Annotated in this window: 19 protein-coding genes; 8 read left to right on the plus strand and 11 right to left on the minus strand. The window is 38.4% G+C overall.

Features of this window, described 5'->3' with window-relative positions; all coding sequences use genetic code 11:
- The first annotated feature begins 174 nt into the window (after window positions 1-174).
- A complete protein-coding gene (tal, locus tag ACTB00_RS10805; RefSeq protein ID WP_463299934.1) occupies window positions 175-1131 on the plus strand; it encodes a transaldolase in 957 nt (318 codons plus the stop codon).
- Between the two features lie 107 nt (window positions 1132-1238).
- On the opposite strand, the gene ACTB00_RS10810 is transcribed toward tal, so the two are convergent.
- Complete coding sequence (locus ACTB00_RS10810) at window positions 1239-1670, minus strand: SAM-dependent methyltransferase (RefSeq protein ID WP_463299935.1); 432 nt, start codon at window positions 1668-1670, stop codon at window positions 1239-1241.
- A gap of 561 nt (window positions 1671-2231) precedes the next feature.
- Here ACTB00_RS10810 and ACTB00_RS10815 point away from each other — a divergent pair.
- The 7 genes from ACTB00_RS10815 to ACTB00_RS10845 all read left to right on the plus strand — a co-directional run bounded on the left by ACTB00_RS10815 (window position 2232) and on the right by ACTB00_RS10845 (window position 10042).
- Window positions 2232-2525, plus strand: a complete 294-nt coding sequence (locus ACTB00_RS10815; RefSeq protein ID WP_463299936.1) for a helix-turn-helix domain-containing protein — start codon at window positions 2232-2234, stop codon at window positions 2523-2525.
- Between the two features lie 297 nt (window positions 2526-2822).
- Window positions 2823-4298: a B12-binding domain-containing radical SAM protein gene (locus ACTB00_RS10820; protein WP_463299937.1), complete on the plus strand. Its 1476-nt coding sequence runs from the start codon at window positions 2823-2825 to the stop codon at window positions 4296-4298.
- Window positions 4299-4419: 121 nt separating this feature from the next.
- Window positions 4420-4551, plus strand: coding sequence for a hypothetical protein (locus ACTB00_RS10825; protein WP_463299938.1), 132 nt, complete (start codon window positions 4420-4422; stop codon window positions 4549-4551).
- 241 nt (window positions 4552-4792) lie between these two features.
- Window positions 4793-4915, plus strand: coding sequence for a hypothetical protein (locus ACTB00_RS10830; protein ID WP_463299939.1), 123 nt, complete (start codon window positions 4793-4795; stop codon window positions 4913-4915).
- A 65-nt stretch (window positions 4916-4980) separates the two neighbouring features.
- Complete coding sequence (locus ACTB00_RS10835) at window positions 4981-5151, plus strand: hypothetical protein (protein ID WP_463299940.1); 171 nt, start codon at window positions 4981-4983, stop codon at window positions 5149-5151.
- 132 nt (window positions 5152-5283) lie between these two features.
- Window positions 5284-7872, plus strand: a complete 2589-nt coding sequence (locus tag ACTB00_RS10840; protein ID WP_463299941.1) for a chemotaxis protein CheB — start codon at window positions 5284-5286, stop codon at window positions 7870-7872.
- A 55-nt stretch (window positions 7873-7927) separates the two neighbouring features.
- Complete coding sequence (locus ACTB00_RS10845; RefSeq protein WP_463299942.1) at window positions 7928-10042, plus strand: ATP-binding protein; 2115 nt, start codon at window positions 7928-7930, stop codon at window positions 10040-10042.
- Window positions 10043-10120: 78 nt separating this feature from the next.
- On the opposite strand, the gene ACTB00_RS10850 is transcribed toward ACTB00_RS10845, so the two are convergent.
- From ACTB00_RS10850 to ACTB00_RS10895, 10 genes are all read right to left on the minus strand, one after another.
- The gene (locus ACTB00_RS10850) at window positions 10121-11107 is read right to left on the minus strand and encodes a GTP pyrophosphokinase (RefSeq protein ID WP_463299943.1); all 987 of its coding nucleotides are present in this window, start codon (window positions 11105-11107) and stop codon (window positions 10121-10123) included.
- A 103-nt stretch (window positions 11108-11210) separates the two neighbouring features.
- Window positions 11211-12086 (minus strand): ADP-polyphosphate phosphotransferase, encoded by an 876-nt coding sequence (locus ACTB00_RS10855; RefSeq protein WP_463299944.1) that lies wholly within the window; start codon window positions 12084-12086, stop codon window positions 11211-11213.
- 60 nt (window positions 12087-12146) lie between these two features.
- Window positions 12147-12422, minus strand: a complete 276-nt coding sequence (locus ACTB00_RS10860; protein WP_463299945.1) for a hypothetical protein — start codon at window positions 12420-12422, stop codon at window positions 12147-12149.
- Window positions 12423-12567: 145 nt separating this feature from the next.
- Entirely contained in the window at window positions 12568-12747 is a 180-nt protein-coding gene (locus ACTB00_RS10865) for a M48 family metalloprotease (protein WP_463299946.1), read from the minus strand.
- Complete coding sequence (locus tag ACTB00_RS10870; RefSeq protein WP_463299947.1) at window positions 12677-12985, minus strand: M48 family metalloprotease; 309 nt, start codon at window positions 12983-12985, stop codon at window positions 12677-12679. The genes ACTB00_RS10865 and ACTB00_RS10870 overlap by 71 nt, the downstream gene beginning before the upstream one ends.
- On the minus strand, window positions 12948-13280 hold the full coding sequence (locus ACTB00_RS10875) for a hypothetical protein (protein WP_463299948.1): 333 nt from the start codon (window positions 13278-13280) through the stop codon (window positions 12948-12950). Before ACTB00_RS10875 ends, ACTB00_RS10870 begins: the two co-directional genes overlap by 38 nt.
- Window positions 13281-13324: 44 nt before the next feature.
- The gene (locus ACTB00_RS10880) at window positions 13325-13483 is read right to left on the minus strand and encodes a hypothetical protein (protein ID WP_463299949.1); all 159 of its coding nucleotides are present in this window, start codon (window positions 13481-13483) and stop codon (window positions 13325-13327) included.
- 582 nt (window positions 13484-14065) lie between these two features.
- Window positions 14066-15010, minus strand: coding sequence for a protease modulator HflC (gene hflC / locus ACTB00_RS10885; RefSeq protein WP_463299950.1), 945 nt, complete (start codon window positions 15008-15010; stop codon window positions 14066-14068).
- Window positions 15011-15022: 12 nt separating this feature from the next.
- A complete protein-coding gene (hflK, locus tag ACTB00_RS10890; protein ID WP_463299951.1) occupies window positions 15023-15994 on the minus strand; it encodes an FtsH protease activity modulator HflK in 972 nt (323 codons plus the stop codon).
- An 83-nt stretch (window positions 15995-16077) separates the two neighbouring features.
- Window positions 16078-16842 (minus strand): cation transporting ATPase C-terminal domain-containing protein (locus ACTB00_RS10895; protein WP_463299952.1); only part of this gene is annotated, 765 nt, incomplete at its 5' end.

Consider the following 16842-nt stretch of genomic DNA (forward strand, 5'->3'; position numbering starts at 1 on the left):
TTTTGACATATATCCGGTTTTGATTTTTTGTATCTTTCAATTGGTTCTTTTCACTCTTTAGCAACACCTACCCCTTTGTTTTGTTTGAACGGGCAAACGGGTAATGTAAGTTAATTGCACTAAACTCTACAAGCAAATATCTGTTATAAAGGTATAATCAATTATAAAACTAAAATGAATTTACTTGAACAATTGAAAAAAATGACGGTAGTCGTAGCAGACACCGGCGATTTTGAATCGATAAAAGCCTTCACTCCGAGAGATGCAACAACTAACCCATCTCTCATTTTAGCAGCTACCGGCGATGATCGTTACAAAAACCTGATTGATCGGGCTGTTGTATATGCGAAAGAAAACGCAGAAAATAAAGAGGACCAGCTCAGTTTATGTATGGATAAACTATCGGTGAATTTTGGTATTGAAATTCTAAAAATTGTTCCAAAACGTGTTTCTACAGAAGTGGATGCCCGCCTGTCGTTTGACACTGATGCTACGGTGGAAAAAGCGCATCAACTCATTAAATTATATGCTGATGCCGGGATTCCGAAAGAAAAAATCCTGATTAAAATTGCATCAACCTGGGAAGGCATTAAAGCCGCAGAAATTCTGGAGAAGGAAGATATTCATTGCAATTTAACTTTGCTGTTTTGTAAAGCTCAAGCGATTGCCTGCGCGGAAGCTAAGGTGCAGCTGATTTCACCTTTTGTAGGGCGAATTTACGACTGGTACAAACAAAGCCGAGGAGTTGACGACATTCCTGCAACTGAAGATCCGGGTGTATTATCGGTAACCGACATTTACAAATATTATAAGAAATATGGGTATAAAACGGAGGTTATGGGTGCCAGTTTCCGAAACATTGGAGAAATTACAGAGTTGGCCGGTTGCGACCTGTTGACTATTTCGCCGAAACTATTAAAAGAACTTGAAGAAACAGAAGGTGAATTGAAACAGAAGTTGAGCGAAAAAGACCTGGGCGGCTACAACGAAGCTAAAATTTCTTTAGACGAAAAGGATTTCCGTTGGATGCTGAATGAAGATGCCATGGCTACAGAGAAGTTGTCGGAAGGTATCCGTAAATTTGCAGCCGACATCATTAAGCTAGAAGATAAGATTAGCCAAAAACTATAGTTTTAGAACATAGAGATGGAGGAAAGCAGATCAACCTATTGGTCTGCTTTTTTTATCCATGAGTAATTAGGATTGACCTTTTGGTGAGCCAATTTTCACCTTCATTTTTACTTAAAACGGTCGTCTGATCGATGTCTATGTGCTCTCAGATCATTTTTCTCATCCAACCATCCCGAAATTGCGTCTGTCCGGTTGTCGGTTTGTCTAAAAAAAGGTTTGATGTCAATCAGTGGCGTTTCATTGAGCATATCTGCTCCTCCAAAATAAACCTTATTGTCGGTTACCCGCACCAGCTTTACCATTGAAATTCCAATGGCACTGGGGCGTTTCGGTGAACGAGTTGCAAAAACACCATGTATCTTATCGTCCGTAAACGGCTTCATCGTTGGCTTAAAACCATCAACTTCATGCAGATGATAAATTAAAATTAAGTGCGAAAAACCATCAAGATCTGCTAGACCTTCAGTCGAATCGGGATTCAGTTCAATCACACCAATGGGATTTACAATTATGCTTTTGGTTATAAAGTCGTTGCTCATTGGGTTTTAAATGTAAAGATCGTTAACGTATTCTGAATAGGTTCTTCCCCCCTCTAAGGGCAAACTCACACTTTTGTTCCAGAAACCTTCGTTAAATAGTTTTGGCCTTCGCAGCTTTCAACCATTTCCTTTTATCCTTTATCTTTCAGATGTTTCATTTTTGAGAAGATTAAAGAATCATCTGCAATCTCTACGTTGGTTATCTCAAAATATTGAAATAAATCTTTGATAAGAAGGGCTTCCACCAATGCTTTATATTGACTTTGCTGTTAATTCATTTCATATCATTAGTGTCCGGTAAAAATAATTAACCGGACACTAATGAGAAAAAACATGGTTTGTATTCGTTGCCAAATGTTTGTGAAAGCCGAACTGGAGAGAATTGGATTGCAATTCTCTGCTGTATTATTGGGGATATTGAACCATTACAATTGCATCAGTTGGATGGTCGCGTTATAAGAATCAGGACTTCTCTTAGTAAATGACAATAGAAGTATTCTGGTTGAAAAAATAAAAAATGCAATTATTGAATTAGTACATTATACAGATGATCAGATTAAGGTGAACCTTTCAGATTACCTAAGCGAAAAACTTGACCACGATTATACTTACATGGCAAACTTATTTTCCGAAGTAAAAGGGATTAGCATTGAAAAATATTACCTGACCCAAAAGATTGAAAGGGTAAAAGAACTGATCGTATATGATGAGTTGAATCTTACAGAGATATCCTACAAGGTTCATTATCGCAGTGTAGCCCACCTATCCAATCAATTCAAAAAATTTACCGGATTAACACCTTCCCATTTTAACAAGTTTAGAAAAAAGAGACGCGACACGATCGAAGATGTGTGAATTATGCAAATCTTTTCAAGAATTGTGTAATATCCAAACAATTCAAAATCCCGAATTTTAGAACATTGTATACACTAGGTAAGGAAAATCACAGGATCTTTAATTTTCCGATACGATGAATGCCAATCATATGAATATCCTGCGTATTTCTTGATAGTAGTCTTGGCATGTCCGAACATGTTTCATAAATATATAAATAAAAATTAGAATGAACATTGAAGAATCACAAGTTGATTTATTCATTCCTTTTTTCAAAGGGCTTGGAGACGCAAATTAACCCTAAATTTAAAACTAACGATGAACGTATTACTGGTATATCCACAATGTCCTGATTCATATTGGAACTTTAAACATGCACTGAAGTTTATATCGAAGAGAGCAGCAGTACCGCCATTGGGACTAATTACTGTATCGGCCATGTTACCTTCGAGCTGGCAAAAAAAATTGGTTGACATGAACATTACCAATCTGCAGCCAAGTGATATCCAATGGGCCGACTATGTTTTTATCAGTGCCATGTATATCCAAAAAGAGTCGGTGAGCAAGGTAATTGCAGAATGTAAAAAATGGGGGAAGAAAATCGTCGGTGGTGGGCCCCTTTTCACGCAGGAATACGCGAGTTATCTTGAAATTGACCATTTTATTTTAAATGAAGCTGAAATTACGATGCCATTTTTTTTAGATGATTTAAAGAAAGGACAATCACAGCGGGTATACAAAACAGACAAATATGCGGACATGAAATCAAGTCCAGTCCCCGATTTCCACCTGTTATCCGTCAATGAATATGCTTCGATGAATGTACAAATCTCCAGAGGATGTCCTTATTCATGTGATTTTTGTGAGATCACCTCGCTTCTGGGACATAAAGTTCGAATGAAAACCAGTACTCAGGTATTACAAGAACTGGATGCACTTTACAAACTTAACTGGCGGGGTTCAGTGCAAATAGTCGACGATAACTTTATCGGTAACCGAAAAGAAGCTAAAACTAACTTGCTGCCTGCTATCACAAAATGGATGCAAAAACATCATCATCCGTTTTCATTCAGCGCACAAACATCAATTAACCTTGCTGATGACCAAGAGTTGTTAACCATGATGACTAAGGCGGGTTTTATCTCCACTTTTATTGGCATTGAATCTCCCGATGAAATTTCGCTTGAAGAGTGTCACAAAGTTCAGAATAGAAACAGAGATATGCTTCACAGTATCAAAAAAATACAAAATGGAGGAATGCAGGTATCTGGTGGATTTATTGTTGGTTTCGATAGCGACACGCCATCGGTCTTTCAACGTCAAATCGATTTTATTCAGCAAAGTGGCATTGTTTCAGCAATGGTTGGTTTATTAAATGCTCCTAAAAATACCAAGTTGTACCATCAATTGAAAGCAGAAAACAGACTGACCACCGAAACAACCGGAAACAATACAGATCTGTCGATGAATTTTATTCCCAAAATGGACAGCAAGGATTTACTGGAAGGATACAACCAGATTATTTCGAACATTTACAGCACAAAACCATACTACAAAAGACTTCGCAAACTATTACTAAATTACAACAAGAAATCAGCTCATCAAGCCAAAATCAGCTATTCACTTTTCAAAGCTTTTCTTAAATCGGTTTTCATTATTGGAATCGTAAACAAAGGAAGAGGAGAATATTGGAAGCTGATTATCTGGACTCTTTTTAAAAAGCCAAGTGCAATCGTTGATGCGATTACCTATACCGTTTATGGATATCATTTTCGAAAGGTTTACGGATTGTAATACGAAAGCTCATTAAAAATAGAGAAATATGTGAATGATGTAACTTATATCCTCAATTGTATAAGCTTTTCAGGCATGGTTTAAGCTAACTTTACTCCAATTAATTAAACAAAATGAACACATGCGCAACACTGAGATTGAAAAATCCAAGGCTCATCTTCTGATTGAGAGTATCGACTACATTCCGAATTCAGTGGTAAAAAAAAATAATTATTCGAAAGCCAACCGGAAACGTCAGTATAATCGCTATTGATAAGGGAGAAAAGCTGATAGAAAAAATCTCTCCGTTCGATTTGTTTATCCAAATTGTTGAAGGCAATGCAGAAATAGTTATTAAAAAAATCGAACCTTTTAAAAACCGGCGAGGCAATTACAATACCTGCTCACACTCCTCTTTTCTTTATTGCTAGCACAAGGTTTAAAATGATGTCGACTGTTATAAAGAGTGGCTACGAAGGAAATACAGTATCCTATTAATCATTAAAAATAAAATCATGTCAAAAGAAAAAGAAGTTAAAGAAAAAGGGAACAAGAAAGTGCCTGCAATGAACTTAAAAGAAAAAAGGGCTGCTAAAGCAGCAAAGCGCAAAAAGAAAAATGAGTCGGACACAATATAAAGTGGTTATTAGTTATGCTCCGAACAATATACTGTTTGCTATTTCCAACGAATAACCCAATAATCATGGAAAATAAATATCAGGTAGGTGAAACGGTCTACGCAAAGGTAAATCCAGACTTAAAGTTGATTATCAGACGATATGTTGCTCGAATTTACTACTGTAAAATTCAGAAAAAGCCCAATGAAAAGGATTTGGTTTATTTTGAACGGGAAATTTTACCCTTTGTAAAGTAAAAGATAGATAAACCAAAAACGTAAAATGCTATTATCCTGAAACAAAATAAGAATGCATAACTGTATTTACGTACCTTTACTAATTATGGCAATAAACAAAAAAAGAATCAACTAAGCTCAAATACAAATATAATGACGAGCCCATCTACCGAAAAACCAACAAAAGTTATAGTAAAATCCGGTGTTACTATTGTGGGTATTGGAGCTTCTGCCGGCGGACTCGAAGCATTGGAGCTGTTTTTTGGAAACATGCCCGACAACAGCGGATTAGCATTCGTCGTCATCCAGCATTTAGATCCTGACCATGTGGGTATCATGCCCGAATTGCTGCAACGGATTACCCAAATGAAAGTCATGCAGGCAACTGACCAGCTTAGGATTAAACCAAACTATGTGTATGTGATACCGCCTAACAAAAGCATGTCGTTACTAAATGGCACCTTGCATCTGTTTGATCCGGTTGTAACTCGTGGACTGCGCTTGCCCATTGATATATTCTTTCTTTCGCTGGCCAATGATCAAATGGAGAAAAGCATAGGCATTATCCTCTCAGGAATGGGATCGGATGGAAGCCTGGGATCAAAAGCTATCAAAGAGAAGGGTGGCACTGTAATGGTGCAGGAACCAGAATCAGCTAAGTTCGATGGAATGCCTCGTAGTGCAGTCCAGGCTATCCAGCCTGATATAATTGCACCCGCTGAAGAGCTACCGGACAAACTAATCAATCTCATAAATTCGCCCGTCTCAAACATGCCGGATACTGAGATGGAAATTAAACACCGAAGCAATATTGACAAAATCATCATCCTGCTTCGGGAAATGTCAGGACATGATTTTTCTTCCTATAAAAAAAATACCTTATTCCGTCGCATTGAAAGGCGAAAAAGCATTCATCAAATCGACAAAATTCAAAACTATGTCCGCTTTTTACAGGAAAATCCTAAAGAAATCGAAATCCTATTCAGAGAATTGCTGATTGGGGTGACCAGTTTTTTTCGAGACACTGCCGTTTGGGATGAGCTCAAAGAAACTGTTTTACCAAAGCTAATAGAAGAAATGCCTCATGATCATGTCATACGTGCATGGACTCCGGCATGTTCCACCGGAGAAGAAGCTTATTCGTTAGCCATGATTTTTAAAGAAACGATGGCGAAATTGAACTTGCACAAAAATCTCAGTCTGCAAATATTTGCTACCGATCTCGATCATGACGCCATTAACAAAGCACGCAAAGGTTTTTTTCCTTCAAATATCACCGCCGAGGTTTCACCCGACCGCATCCGGAACTTTTTCACCAAAGAGGCTGATGGATTTCGTGTAAACAATACCATTCGGGAAATGATCGTTTTTGCACCTCAGAATGTAATTAAAGACCCGCCATTTACCAAGATTGACATCCTCACTTGTAGGAATATGTTAATTTACATGGAATCTGATTTACAGAAAAAAATATTGGATTTATTTAATTATAGCTTGAATAATGGTGGAATCATGGTGCTCGGCACCGCAGAGTCTTTAGGACAACTACATGACAGCTTCGAGGAAATTAATCCCAAGTTGAAAATTTTCAGATGTACGCAAACGCTAATCTCTCCTGAATTGGTTGATTTCCCGAGTTCGTTTTTCAGGCCAAAATCAAATTCTACGGAGAAATTATTTACTAAAGCTGTTGAAAACATACAAACGCTGGCCGATCATTTTATCATCCAAAACTATGCTCCGGCGAGTGTACTGGTCAATGTGAATGGCGATATACTCTACATAACCGGACGAACAGGAAAATACATTGAGCCGGCAGCAGGTAAGGCGAACTGGAATATCCATGCAATGGCTCGCGAAGGATTACGACAAGTACTACCCGGAGCCTTCCGTAAAGCCGTTCAGAGTAATGATGCCATAAACATCAGCAACTTAAAAATTGGCAGCAACAAGGAAGTTCAGTTTGTAAACCTGACGATTCAACAAATAGAAAACCCAGACCCCCTGAAAGGGATGGTAATGATCTTGTTTGCCGAGATACCTGCACCCATTCAGCCCGAATTGACAGAAACAAAAAAAGTAAAAGGGATTTCAACCGGTCGTGTGAGAGAATTAGAAATTGAATTGCAACAAAGTCATGAAGAACTTCAAAGCACACGCGAAGAAATGCAAACATCGCAGGAAGAACTGAAATCAATTAACGAAGAATTGCAATCGACTAACGAAGAATTGCAGTCGACTAACGAAGAGCTAACAACTTCAAAAGAAGAAATGCAAAGCCTAAATGAAGAGCTACAAACCGTTAATATTGAACTGCAAAGCAAAGTTAATGACCATGCCCGGTCAAACGACGACATGAAGAATTTGCTGAATAGCACCGAGATTGCGACCCTTTTTCTCGATAAAGAACTTCATATCCGCAGGTACACCGATAAGGCAACCCAAATTTTTAAGCTTCGCGATGCAGATATCGACAGACCTTTTACCGATTTAGTTAGTAATTTGGAGTATTCCGAAATTGAAATTCATGCCCGTGAAGTATTGAAAAATTTAGCGTCGCACGAAACAGCTGTTAGCACAAAAGATAAAAGATGGTTCAATGTCAGAATCATGCCCTATCGTACCGTTGATGACCGGATTGACGGATTGGTGACGACATTTACAAATATTACCGAAGCAAAAAAGTTGGAAATAGAACTCAAAAGACTCAATGAGGAATTAAGAAAAAGCAAGGAACGTTAAGCGTAACAAATCCGCTCCTGAATATGTATTTATGACAATTCAAAATTAAGGATCAATGAAAAAAACAGTCAATCAAACAGATTTCGAATTGCTTCGTCAAAAGGCTGAAGAATTAATAAAGAATAAAAAATCGAAATCAGATTCTTCGCTGCCCGAAGCCGATGTGCTGAAAATTATTCATGAGCTGGAAGTCCATCAAATTGAACTGGAACTTCAAAATGAAGAATTGATCCAGGCAAAATCCAATGCACAAAGAGCAGCAGAGAAATATGTCGAGCTGTACGACTTTGCTCCAACCGGCTATTTTACTCTTGACAAAGAGGGTAAAATAATAGAGCTAAACTTCAAGGCTGCAAGCATCCTTAGCAGCACACGGTTGCAGCTGAAAAAAAAACACTTTTCCTCATTCCTATTAAGTGATTCAAAACTAATTTTCAATCACTTTATGCAACAAATATTTGAAAGCGAAACTCAAGAGAATTGTGAAATAGCATTGATCACAAATGACGATAGTCCAAGGTGGCTCTACCTTTCTGGTATAGTTGACGAGGATGGGGTACAATGCTTAGTAAATGTTCTGGATACCACAGAACAGAAGCAGGCAAAACTAGCGCTCGTGAACGGCCGTAAAATATTGCGCACATTAATTGATAACCTTCCTGATTTTATTTACATTAAGGATAAGGATTGCAGAAAAGTAATTGCCAATATTTCAGATGTCAGACATATTGGATATCAAAGTGAAAAAGAAGTTCTTGGAAAGACTGACCTTGAATTGTTTCCCGGAACAATCGGTCAACGTGGTTATGACGATGATCAAAAAGTAATCAAATCAGGTAAAGCAATCATTGATCAAATTGAAGACTTTATAGACAAAGAGGGTAACAGAACCTGGACATCGACGACTAAAATCCCGCTTAAAAACTACAAGGGAGAAATCACCGGACTTGTCGGGATTGGGCACAATATAACGGAACTAAAGAAGTACGAAGAGGATCTGAACAAAGCCAAGGAAAAGGCGGAAGAAAGCGATCGCTTAAAATCAGCATTTCTTGCCAATATGAGCCATGAAATCCGAACTCCGATGAATGGGATTCTGGGCTTTACAGAGCTTTTGAAAAGGCCGCAAGTAAAAACTGACGATCGACAAAAATACATCGAGATTATCGAAAAAAGTGGTGATCATTTATTGTCACTTATCAATGATATCATCAGTATTTCAAAAGTGGAGTCCGGACAAATCGAAATTTCGATTTCGGATACCAACATAGACGAACAGCTCGAGTATATGGAGTTGTTTTTTAAACCTGAAGCTAAAAAAAGGAAGATTCGGCTTTCGTACAAAAAGGAAATTGCAGAACAACAAACGGTTATTCAAACTGATCGGGATAAAATCATTGCAATCTTAACCAACCTGATAAAAAATGCCTTGAAATTCACAAAAAAAGGCTCCATCGAATTCGGGTACAAAAAAGAAGAACCACTGCTTAAATTTTTTATAAAAGATACTGGATCAGGAATAGAACCAGACCAACTTGAAAAAATTTTCCAGCGATTTAGACAGGGAGATGAATTCAAGAGTCAGATCAATGAAGGCTCAGGATTGGGCTTAACAATTAGTAAAGCCTATGTGGAATTGTTAGGAGGAACGATCTGGGCAGAAAGCGAACCAAACAAAGGATCAACATTTTATTTTACCATTCCGATTAAAGTATTGGATGAAGACAAGCGGAAGAACAAAAAACAAACCAACGCTGATACAAAGATGCTTTTGCCTGAAAAAGGCTTGAAAATATTAATTGCTGAAGACGACGAATCATCAATAATACTTTTGAAGACAATCCTGAAAAAATATAGTAATGAAATTATTAGCGTAAAAACAGGAATTGATGCTGTCGAAGCCGGCCGATCTCACTCAGATATCGATTTGATTCTGATGGACATTCAATTGCCCGAGATGGACGGTTATGAAGCAGTCAGACAAATACGACTGTTTAATCGGAAGGTTGTAATTATCGCACAAACAGCATTCGGATATTTCGAAGACAAAGAAAAAGCACAAAAAGTTGGATGCAACGATTATATACTAAAGCGATTTAACAAAATGATTTTGGTTAATATGCTGGAAAAGCATTTTAAAAATGGCTCAAACAAAATACCAAACAATTGAGAAGTTTGTTCGTCTTTTATTTTGAAGTCATTCGCTTTTCTCTTTGCCCAAGCTAATGTTAATTTAGGTGTTTATAACTTATTCCTTAAGCGGCAAAATACTGTTTCGCTGATAGGTGGATAGCATTGGTGAAAACAAAACACGATCGAACAGAAAAAGACAATAGCGAATTTTGGTGTAGGGGTTTAGTGCTTTTTTTTCCTTTCTAGCAATTCCATCAGCTACATGTAAGTAAGTTTCCAGAACATCATTCAATTCACTTTCAGTAAATCCCTTCTTCACATCCAGTATTTCCTGCACAAATCCATCTACTTTAAACTCAATAAAGTTGTATGCTGGAAAATGTTTCAATGCCACAAATAGAAATCTAAAAACATCCAGTGGCTCATCGCTCTCAATAACACCTCCCTTTTTTATCCGATCGCTGATTCTCTTTTCTTCCAGAATAATTTCATCATTGATCCGCAGAAATTCATCATCTGCAATTTCGAACAAAGCAGACAAGCGATTTATCCTTCGTTTCAAACTGTGCGGAATACTCTTCTTGTATTTAATTTTATGGTCTAATACACTCCAGGCATCCTGAATGATTGTTCTGATCTGCAACTCGAAACGAATATTTGCATAGGGAGCAAATTCGGCCTTTTTGCTGTATTTGGCATTTAACCGAAGATCGAGATGTAAACTTTTATACCCAAATTTATCATCTGTACTCTCCATCTGATCCGTTTTATCGGTAATGGCAACTTCTCTGAAATACTTGCGCAAGCCCCTTCTAGTTATGTTTACCTCGCGCAAATAAAGGCATACAACCCGAATCCCTATAAAATCTGACAAAGAATCAATAATTTGATAATCGTTGCTTTCTGAAGCAATCGTTGGCAAATATTTTCGTTCAAATTTACTCAGGCATTCATCGTAGTCTTTAACCCTTCCTGAAGCATGCTCTACAGTCGGCAGCATCTCAATAAGCTTGATAAAAAATATCAAGCCCGAGTTATAATACGCTAATTTAGAGAAATAATACTTCTTGAATTCTTCTATTTTGAGATCAATGTTGTTCATAAATTAAGTTGATGAAATAAATTGTCGATGAATGTTAGAAATTGCCCAATTCTATTACTTCTAAAAATTTCGGCCATTCAGGTCCAGCGTGCTAAAAGATTAGTCAGTCAGACTTTAGAAGTTGCTCCCGTATCGATTGTAATTCCTGACGGTGTTTATCGGTGGTTTCAGGATAAGCCATGTCGAGTTCATTAAATGTGTCGAGTATAATTTTGGAAACGATTAAACGGGCATTTTCCTTGTCATCAGCGGGAATAATATACCAAGGAGCGTGTTCTGTGCTTGTTTCGTTTAGGCAACACTCAAACGCATCCATGTATTTACCCCAGTATTTACGCTCGTTCATATCAGAGATACTAAATTTCCAGTTTTTATCCGGATCATCAATGCGATCAACAACGCGGTTTCGTTGCTCCTCTTTCGATAGGTGGAGGAAAAACTTTATGATCCGGGTGCCATTTCGGTGGAGGTGTTCTTCCATTTCAACGATCGAGCGATATCGCCCGTTCCAAATCGCATCTAAATCAAGCGATTCATCAGGCAGCCCCTGTTTTTTCAAAATCTCCGGATGCACCCGCACGACGAGTACTTCCTCGTAATAGGAACGATTGAAAATGCCGATTCGCCCACGTTCCGGCGAACACTTCGTTGTACGCCATAGGAAATCATGCTTCAGCTCTTCGGTGCTCGGTTGTTTAAAACTAAAAACCTGACAAGATTGTGGATTAATCCCAGACATAACATGCCTGATGACACCATCTTTACCGGCAGCATCCATTCCCTGAAAAATCAGGAGAACGGCGTAACGACCCGAAGCATAGTGCAGGCGTTGCAGCTTACTCAGCTCATCAACATGTTTCTCCAGAAGCTTTTTATATTTTTTCTTCGATTTAGCGATAGACTCTACGTTTGTAGGGCAGTCTTCAAGCTTGACTTTTTCTCCGGGCTTCACCTTAAATTTGTTTGACTTGATTTTCATTTTTATTCGCCTTTCGTTCTATTTCCTGTTGAACCTCAATAGCTTGGAATAAATCCTGTTTTATTTCGAACTAATGGAATGTTCCAAAATGTATTTGGTCAAAAGTGAATTCAGCGATTCAGAATAGCTTTTTAGTTGATTATATGTTATTTCTAAATTTCTTTCATCAGAGAATTTGGTAGGCATTTCCTCTATAAATCCGATTAACTCAGGATAATAATCCCAAATTGTCATGGTTATTTTCAAGATCTCTGAATTTAAAACTTTCACTGCCTCCCGATAATCAAATTTATGATCACTCTCGGGAATTCTTGTATTTATTTCGATGCGCCCCATAAAATTATGATTTTTATATTACTTCTGTCACTTTTTTCCTTTACATGTACTGATATCGCTAATTCCGTGAAGTATAATACTTCAGCGCCTCAGGCATAAACTGTTTTAACTTTCTCAACCGATGTGGCATCAGAAGGGTGAGTGCTCAGAAATTCCGGAGCTTTACCCCCCCCGACTTTAGACATTCGTTACCAAAAGGGAATTGCCTCCCGAGGGCATAACCGGCCATGGCTGCAAATACCAACCCATACTGATCAGCTTCTGTCTCCTGCTGCCTCGACCATGGTAGCAAAGCGCCTAGCTGGCTTCCGACTCCATAAGACATCAAAAACAGGTCTTGCGTTTCTTGTGTTTTTTTGAGACAGGGCAACCTGCAACGCCACACCTCCTAATTGCTGAACTAAACTCTGGCTCATGCGTTCCGAACCATGTTTAGCCACAGCATGTGCAATTTCATGTCCTATAACTATCGCAAGAGCTGTTTCATTCTGTGTTACAGACAACAATCCGGTGAAAGCAACCACTTTACCGCCAGACATGCACCAGGCATTGATCTCTACCATCTATGGTATTGAATTCCCATTGATATCTTTCCAACACTGATCCCTGTCCCTTGTTGTTGTAAAATGTGGTTATTGCATTTGAAATACGGGCACCAACGCGATCAACCATGGCAGCCTCCCGATTACTGGATCGGAAAACCTTATTTTCATCCAAAAATGTTTTGTATTGGTCAACGGCCATTAGTTGCAATTCAGATTCCTGCACTAAGCTCACTTGATTGCGGCCCGTTAACATATTCATGGCACATTCTGCTAAAAGACATGCAACAAGGGCTAATAGCAGCCGATTTTTCATCCTTTTCAAGTTTTGAAGATTGATTAATTTATCAAGTAACATGGTCAGCTCAGCCAAAACATGCCGTATACATGATTATCCTGTGTTAGATTCACGGCAGGAGCATAATCGACTGATAAAGCTATTCTGCTATATTCAGTAAAATCGAACATGAAAGTGTATGGAATCAGTAATCTAAGGTTATTGAGGTCTGAATTTTTCATGACATTTATGTTTATAGTTTTGATAATTAAAATAGAAAACAGCCTATAAGCTAAAAATACCCGGCAGGCTATGTTTTGGTGTTTCATTGCAAGGCAGACATTTCAAATCGTGTCCTTTCTATTTCCTTGATATAACGGGCGTAAAACCATTCCCAAGTTGAACCGTCAGCCACCTGTCAGTATAAAGTTAGTTCCTGAATTGGCATTCGGTTTTACAGAACTTTTGAAAAGAATTACATCATTCACATTTGATATCTTTTCATTTAGAGCATATACAACTCTTTCAGGTGATAGGATATCCGCCATTTAAATATTTATCAAAACATATTTATGGACAAAATAGATTTCTTCGAAAAAGCAAAATCCTCATTCTACGTCGAATTAAATCTCCAATTAATAGTCTAATAAATTTTTCAAACAGTGTATTTACTGGAGCATATTCGACAGTGTGTGCCAATCAGTGAATTGTATTTCTGCCCACTCAAAATGGTCGTCTTCCATTTTCAGAATTTCAGCCAGCAAGTCAGCAGCGCTCTGATCTCCAACTTCACGGATCGGCTAAATTGTCGACACGACCATTCGTTATTTCATACTTTTCAAGTACTTGAAGAGCTCACTGTCAGTAGATAAAATAACAGATGTAGTGGTGTCAAATGTTGCTTCGAAAGTTTCCATCGATTTTAAAAAACCGTATAATTCGCGTGATGCAGATGTTTGGTCATAAGCAGAAGCGTATATTGCTGCAGCTTTGGCATCGGCCTTTCCTTTTATTTCTTCTGCTTTTCTATAAGCTTCGGATTGGATTGCTTTTAATTCCCTTTCCTTCTCGCCATTAATACGTGAAGCTTCTCCCTGCCCTTCAGACCTGAATTTATCAGCGATTCGAAATCGTTCACTTTTCATACGTTCGTATACCTGCGCACTTACTTCCTGAACATAGTTAATCCGTTTAAACCGAAAGTCGAGAATAACAATACCAAGATCCTGTGCTTTCTGGTTGGCAGAAATAAGAATCATGTCCTGTAATTCCTCCCGTCCAACAGATATAGTGGCAAGCGAATCTGAAATCATTTCACCGGTTGCGCCTGAGGAAGCCGGAACCCTGTTCTGAGAACGTACAGCTTCTTCCAGGTCATGGGCTGCAATATAATCCCTGGTTTCACCATCAAGGATATCATCTAGACGGGATTGCGCGCCCCTTTCATTGGTCATTCTTTTAAAGAATTGCAATGGATCGGTAATCTGCCAGCGCGCATAGGTATCAACAAAAATGAATTTTTTGTCTTTTGTTGGCACTTGGTTTGGATCCCCATCCCACTCCAAGTAGCGTTTTTCGAAATAATTGGTTTTTTGGATAAAGGGTGTTTTAAACTTTAGCCCCGGTTCTGTTTTAGCTTCTCCCACAGGTTTTCCAAATTGAGTAATAACTACCTGTTCTGTTTCTTTTACAACATATGCACTTTGTATTACCACTACTAGCAATACTACTATGGCTATGCTTAAAAATATAATTTTATTCTTCTTCATAATTCCGAGGTGTTATTTATTTAATTGCATTTGCAACAAGGGCAATACGTTGTTTCCTTGTTCATCGATAATGATTTTACTGCCCAACTTTGGTAAAACGGATGCCATTGTTTCGAGATAAATCCTCCTTTTAGTGACTTCGGGCGCTTTAACGAATTCTGTATAAATAGCATTAAAACGGGCCACTTCGCCCAGTGCGTTATTTACCCGCTCGGTGGCAAATCCCTCCGCCTGTTGTATTGTTTCCTCTGCCTGTCCGCTTGCTTTGGGTATAACCTTATTGTACTCCGATTTTGCCTGATTAATCAAGGTCTCCCTTTCCTGTTGTGCCTGGTTTACGGCATTAAAAGCAGCTTTTACAGGTTCGGGCGGATTAACATCTTGCAGTACGATCTGGTCGATTTTAACTCCTAGTGAATATTCCTTGCATATTTGATTCGCAAGTTCTACCATTTTAGTGGCTATTTCAGTGCGCCCAACCGTAAGCACCTCATTTACTGTGCGATCTCCAATAATTTGTCGGAGTACAGCTTCTGAAACGTCACGCAATGTATTTTCAGGATTCCTTACCTTAAATAAATAATTGAAAGGATCATTAATACGGTATTGAACAACCCATTCCACATCGGCAAGGTTAAGATCGCCGGTAAGCATTAAAGACTCGTCTTTGGCGCCAGATCTGGTATATTGAGTATTAACCCCAGCGCGTACTGTTCGGAAACCAAACTCAAGCTTTTGTTGTCTTTCAATAGGTACTTTATACACCGTTTCTATAAAAGGCATTTTCATGTTAAGCCCCGGTTCAACTTTTCTCACATATTTACCAAAACGGGTAATAACTCCTACCTCTTCAGGTTCAACTTGGAAAAATGCGCTAAAGACAAGCAGCAATGAAATAAATACAAGGATGATAATATTTCTATACTTCAGCATTTTTCTCAAAACAGGCGATTCGATGTTATTTATGTTGAAATTATTTTCCATATGTTAAAGGTATTTGATTTCTATAAATTTACGTCTAATTAAGTTGTCAAGGGTTACACAATTTCAGGAATACGTTACATCATTCATACATTTGCACGTTTTAACCGTGCCCGAATAAATATTTTGACAATCTCGTTAACCAGCAACGGAACCAATCCTAAGGAAATTGCGAATAACCAACCTCCCAAATCAAGCATTTGCAAATGAAATGCCCTTTGCATAAACGGAACACTGATTACGATTAATTGAAGCAGTACTCCCAGAACAATGGCTCCAACCAGATATTTATTGGAGAAAATCCCAATCTGAAAAATTGATTTTGAACTGTTCCTGACGGCAAGGGAGAAAAACAACTGGCACATCACCAGTACCATGAAAGCCATTGTCCGGGCATATTCAACTGTATTTTCAGGAGCTGACTTGTCAAACGGGCTGTACCCATGTTCGTAATAACCGAACCAGAAAGCCAGTATTGTTAACGCACCAATTAATACACCGCCAAGAATAAGATGAAGTCCTGCGCCCCCTGCGAAGAAACTTTCTTTTGCATCGCGTGGTTTTTCTTTCATCACATCAGGGTTTCCGGGATCCATACCCAGAGCAATTGCTGGGAGAGAATCGGTAATGAGGTTGATCCAAAGCAATTGGGTGGCAATTAACGGGGCTTGCAAACCTATCAGAAGTGTTACAAACATGGCGATTACTTCACCCAGATTACATGTTAGCAAAAAGATAACTGCCTTTTTAATGTTATTGTAAATATTCCGTCCCTGTTCGATGGCTGAAACAATGGTTGCGAAATTGTCGTCCATCAGAATCATATCAGAGGCTCCTTTTGCAACATCGGT

The sequence above is a fragment of the Sunxiuqinia sp. genome (genome assembly GCF_055140945.1).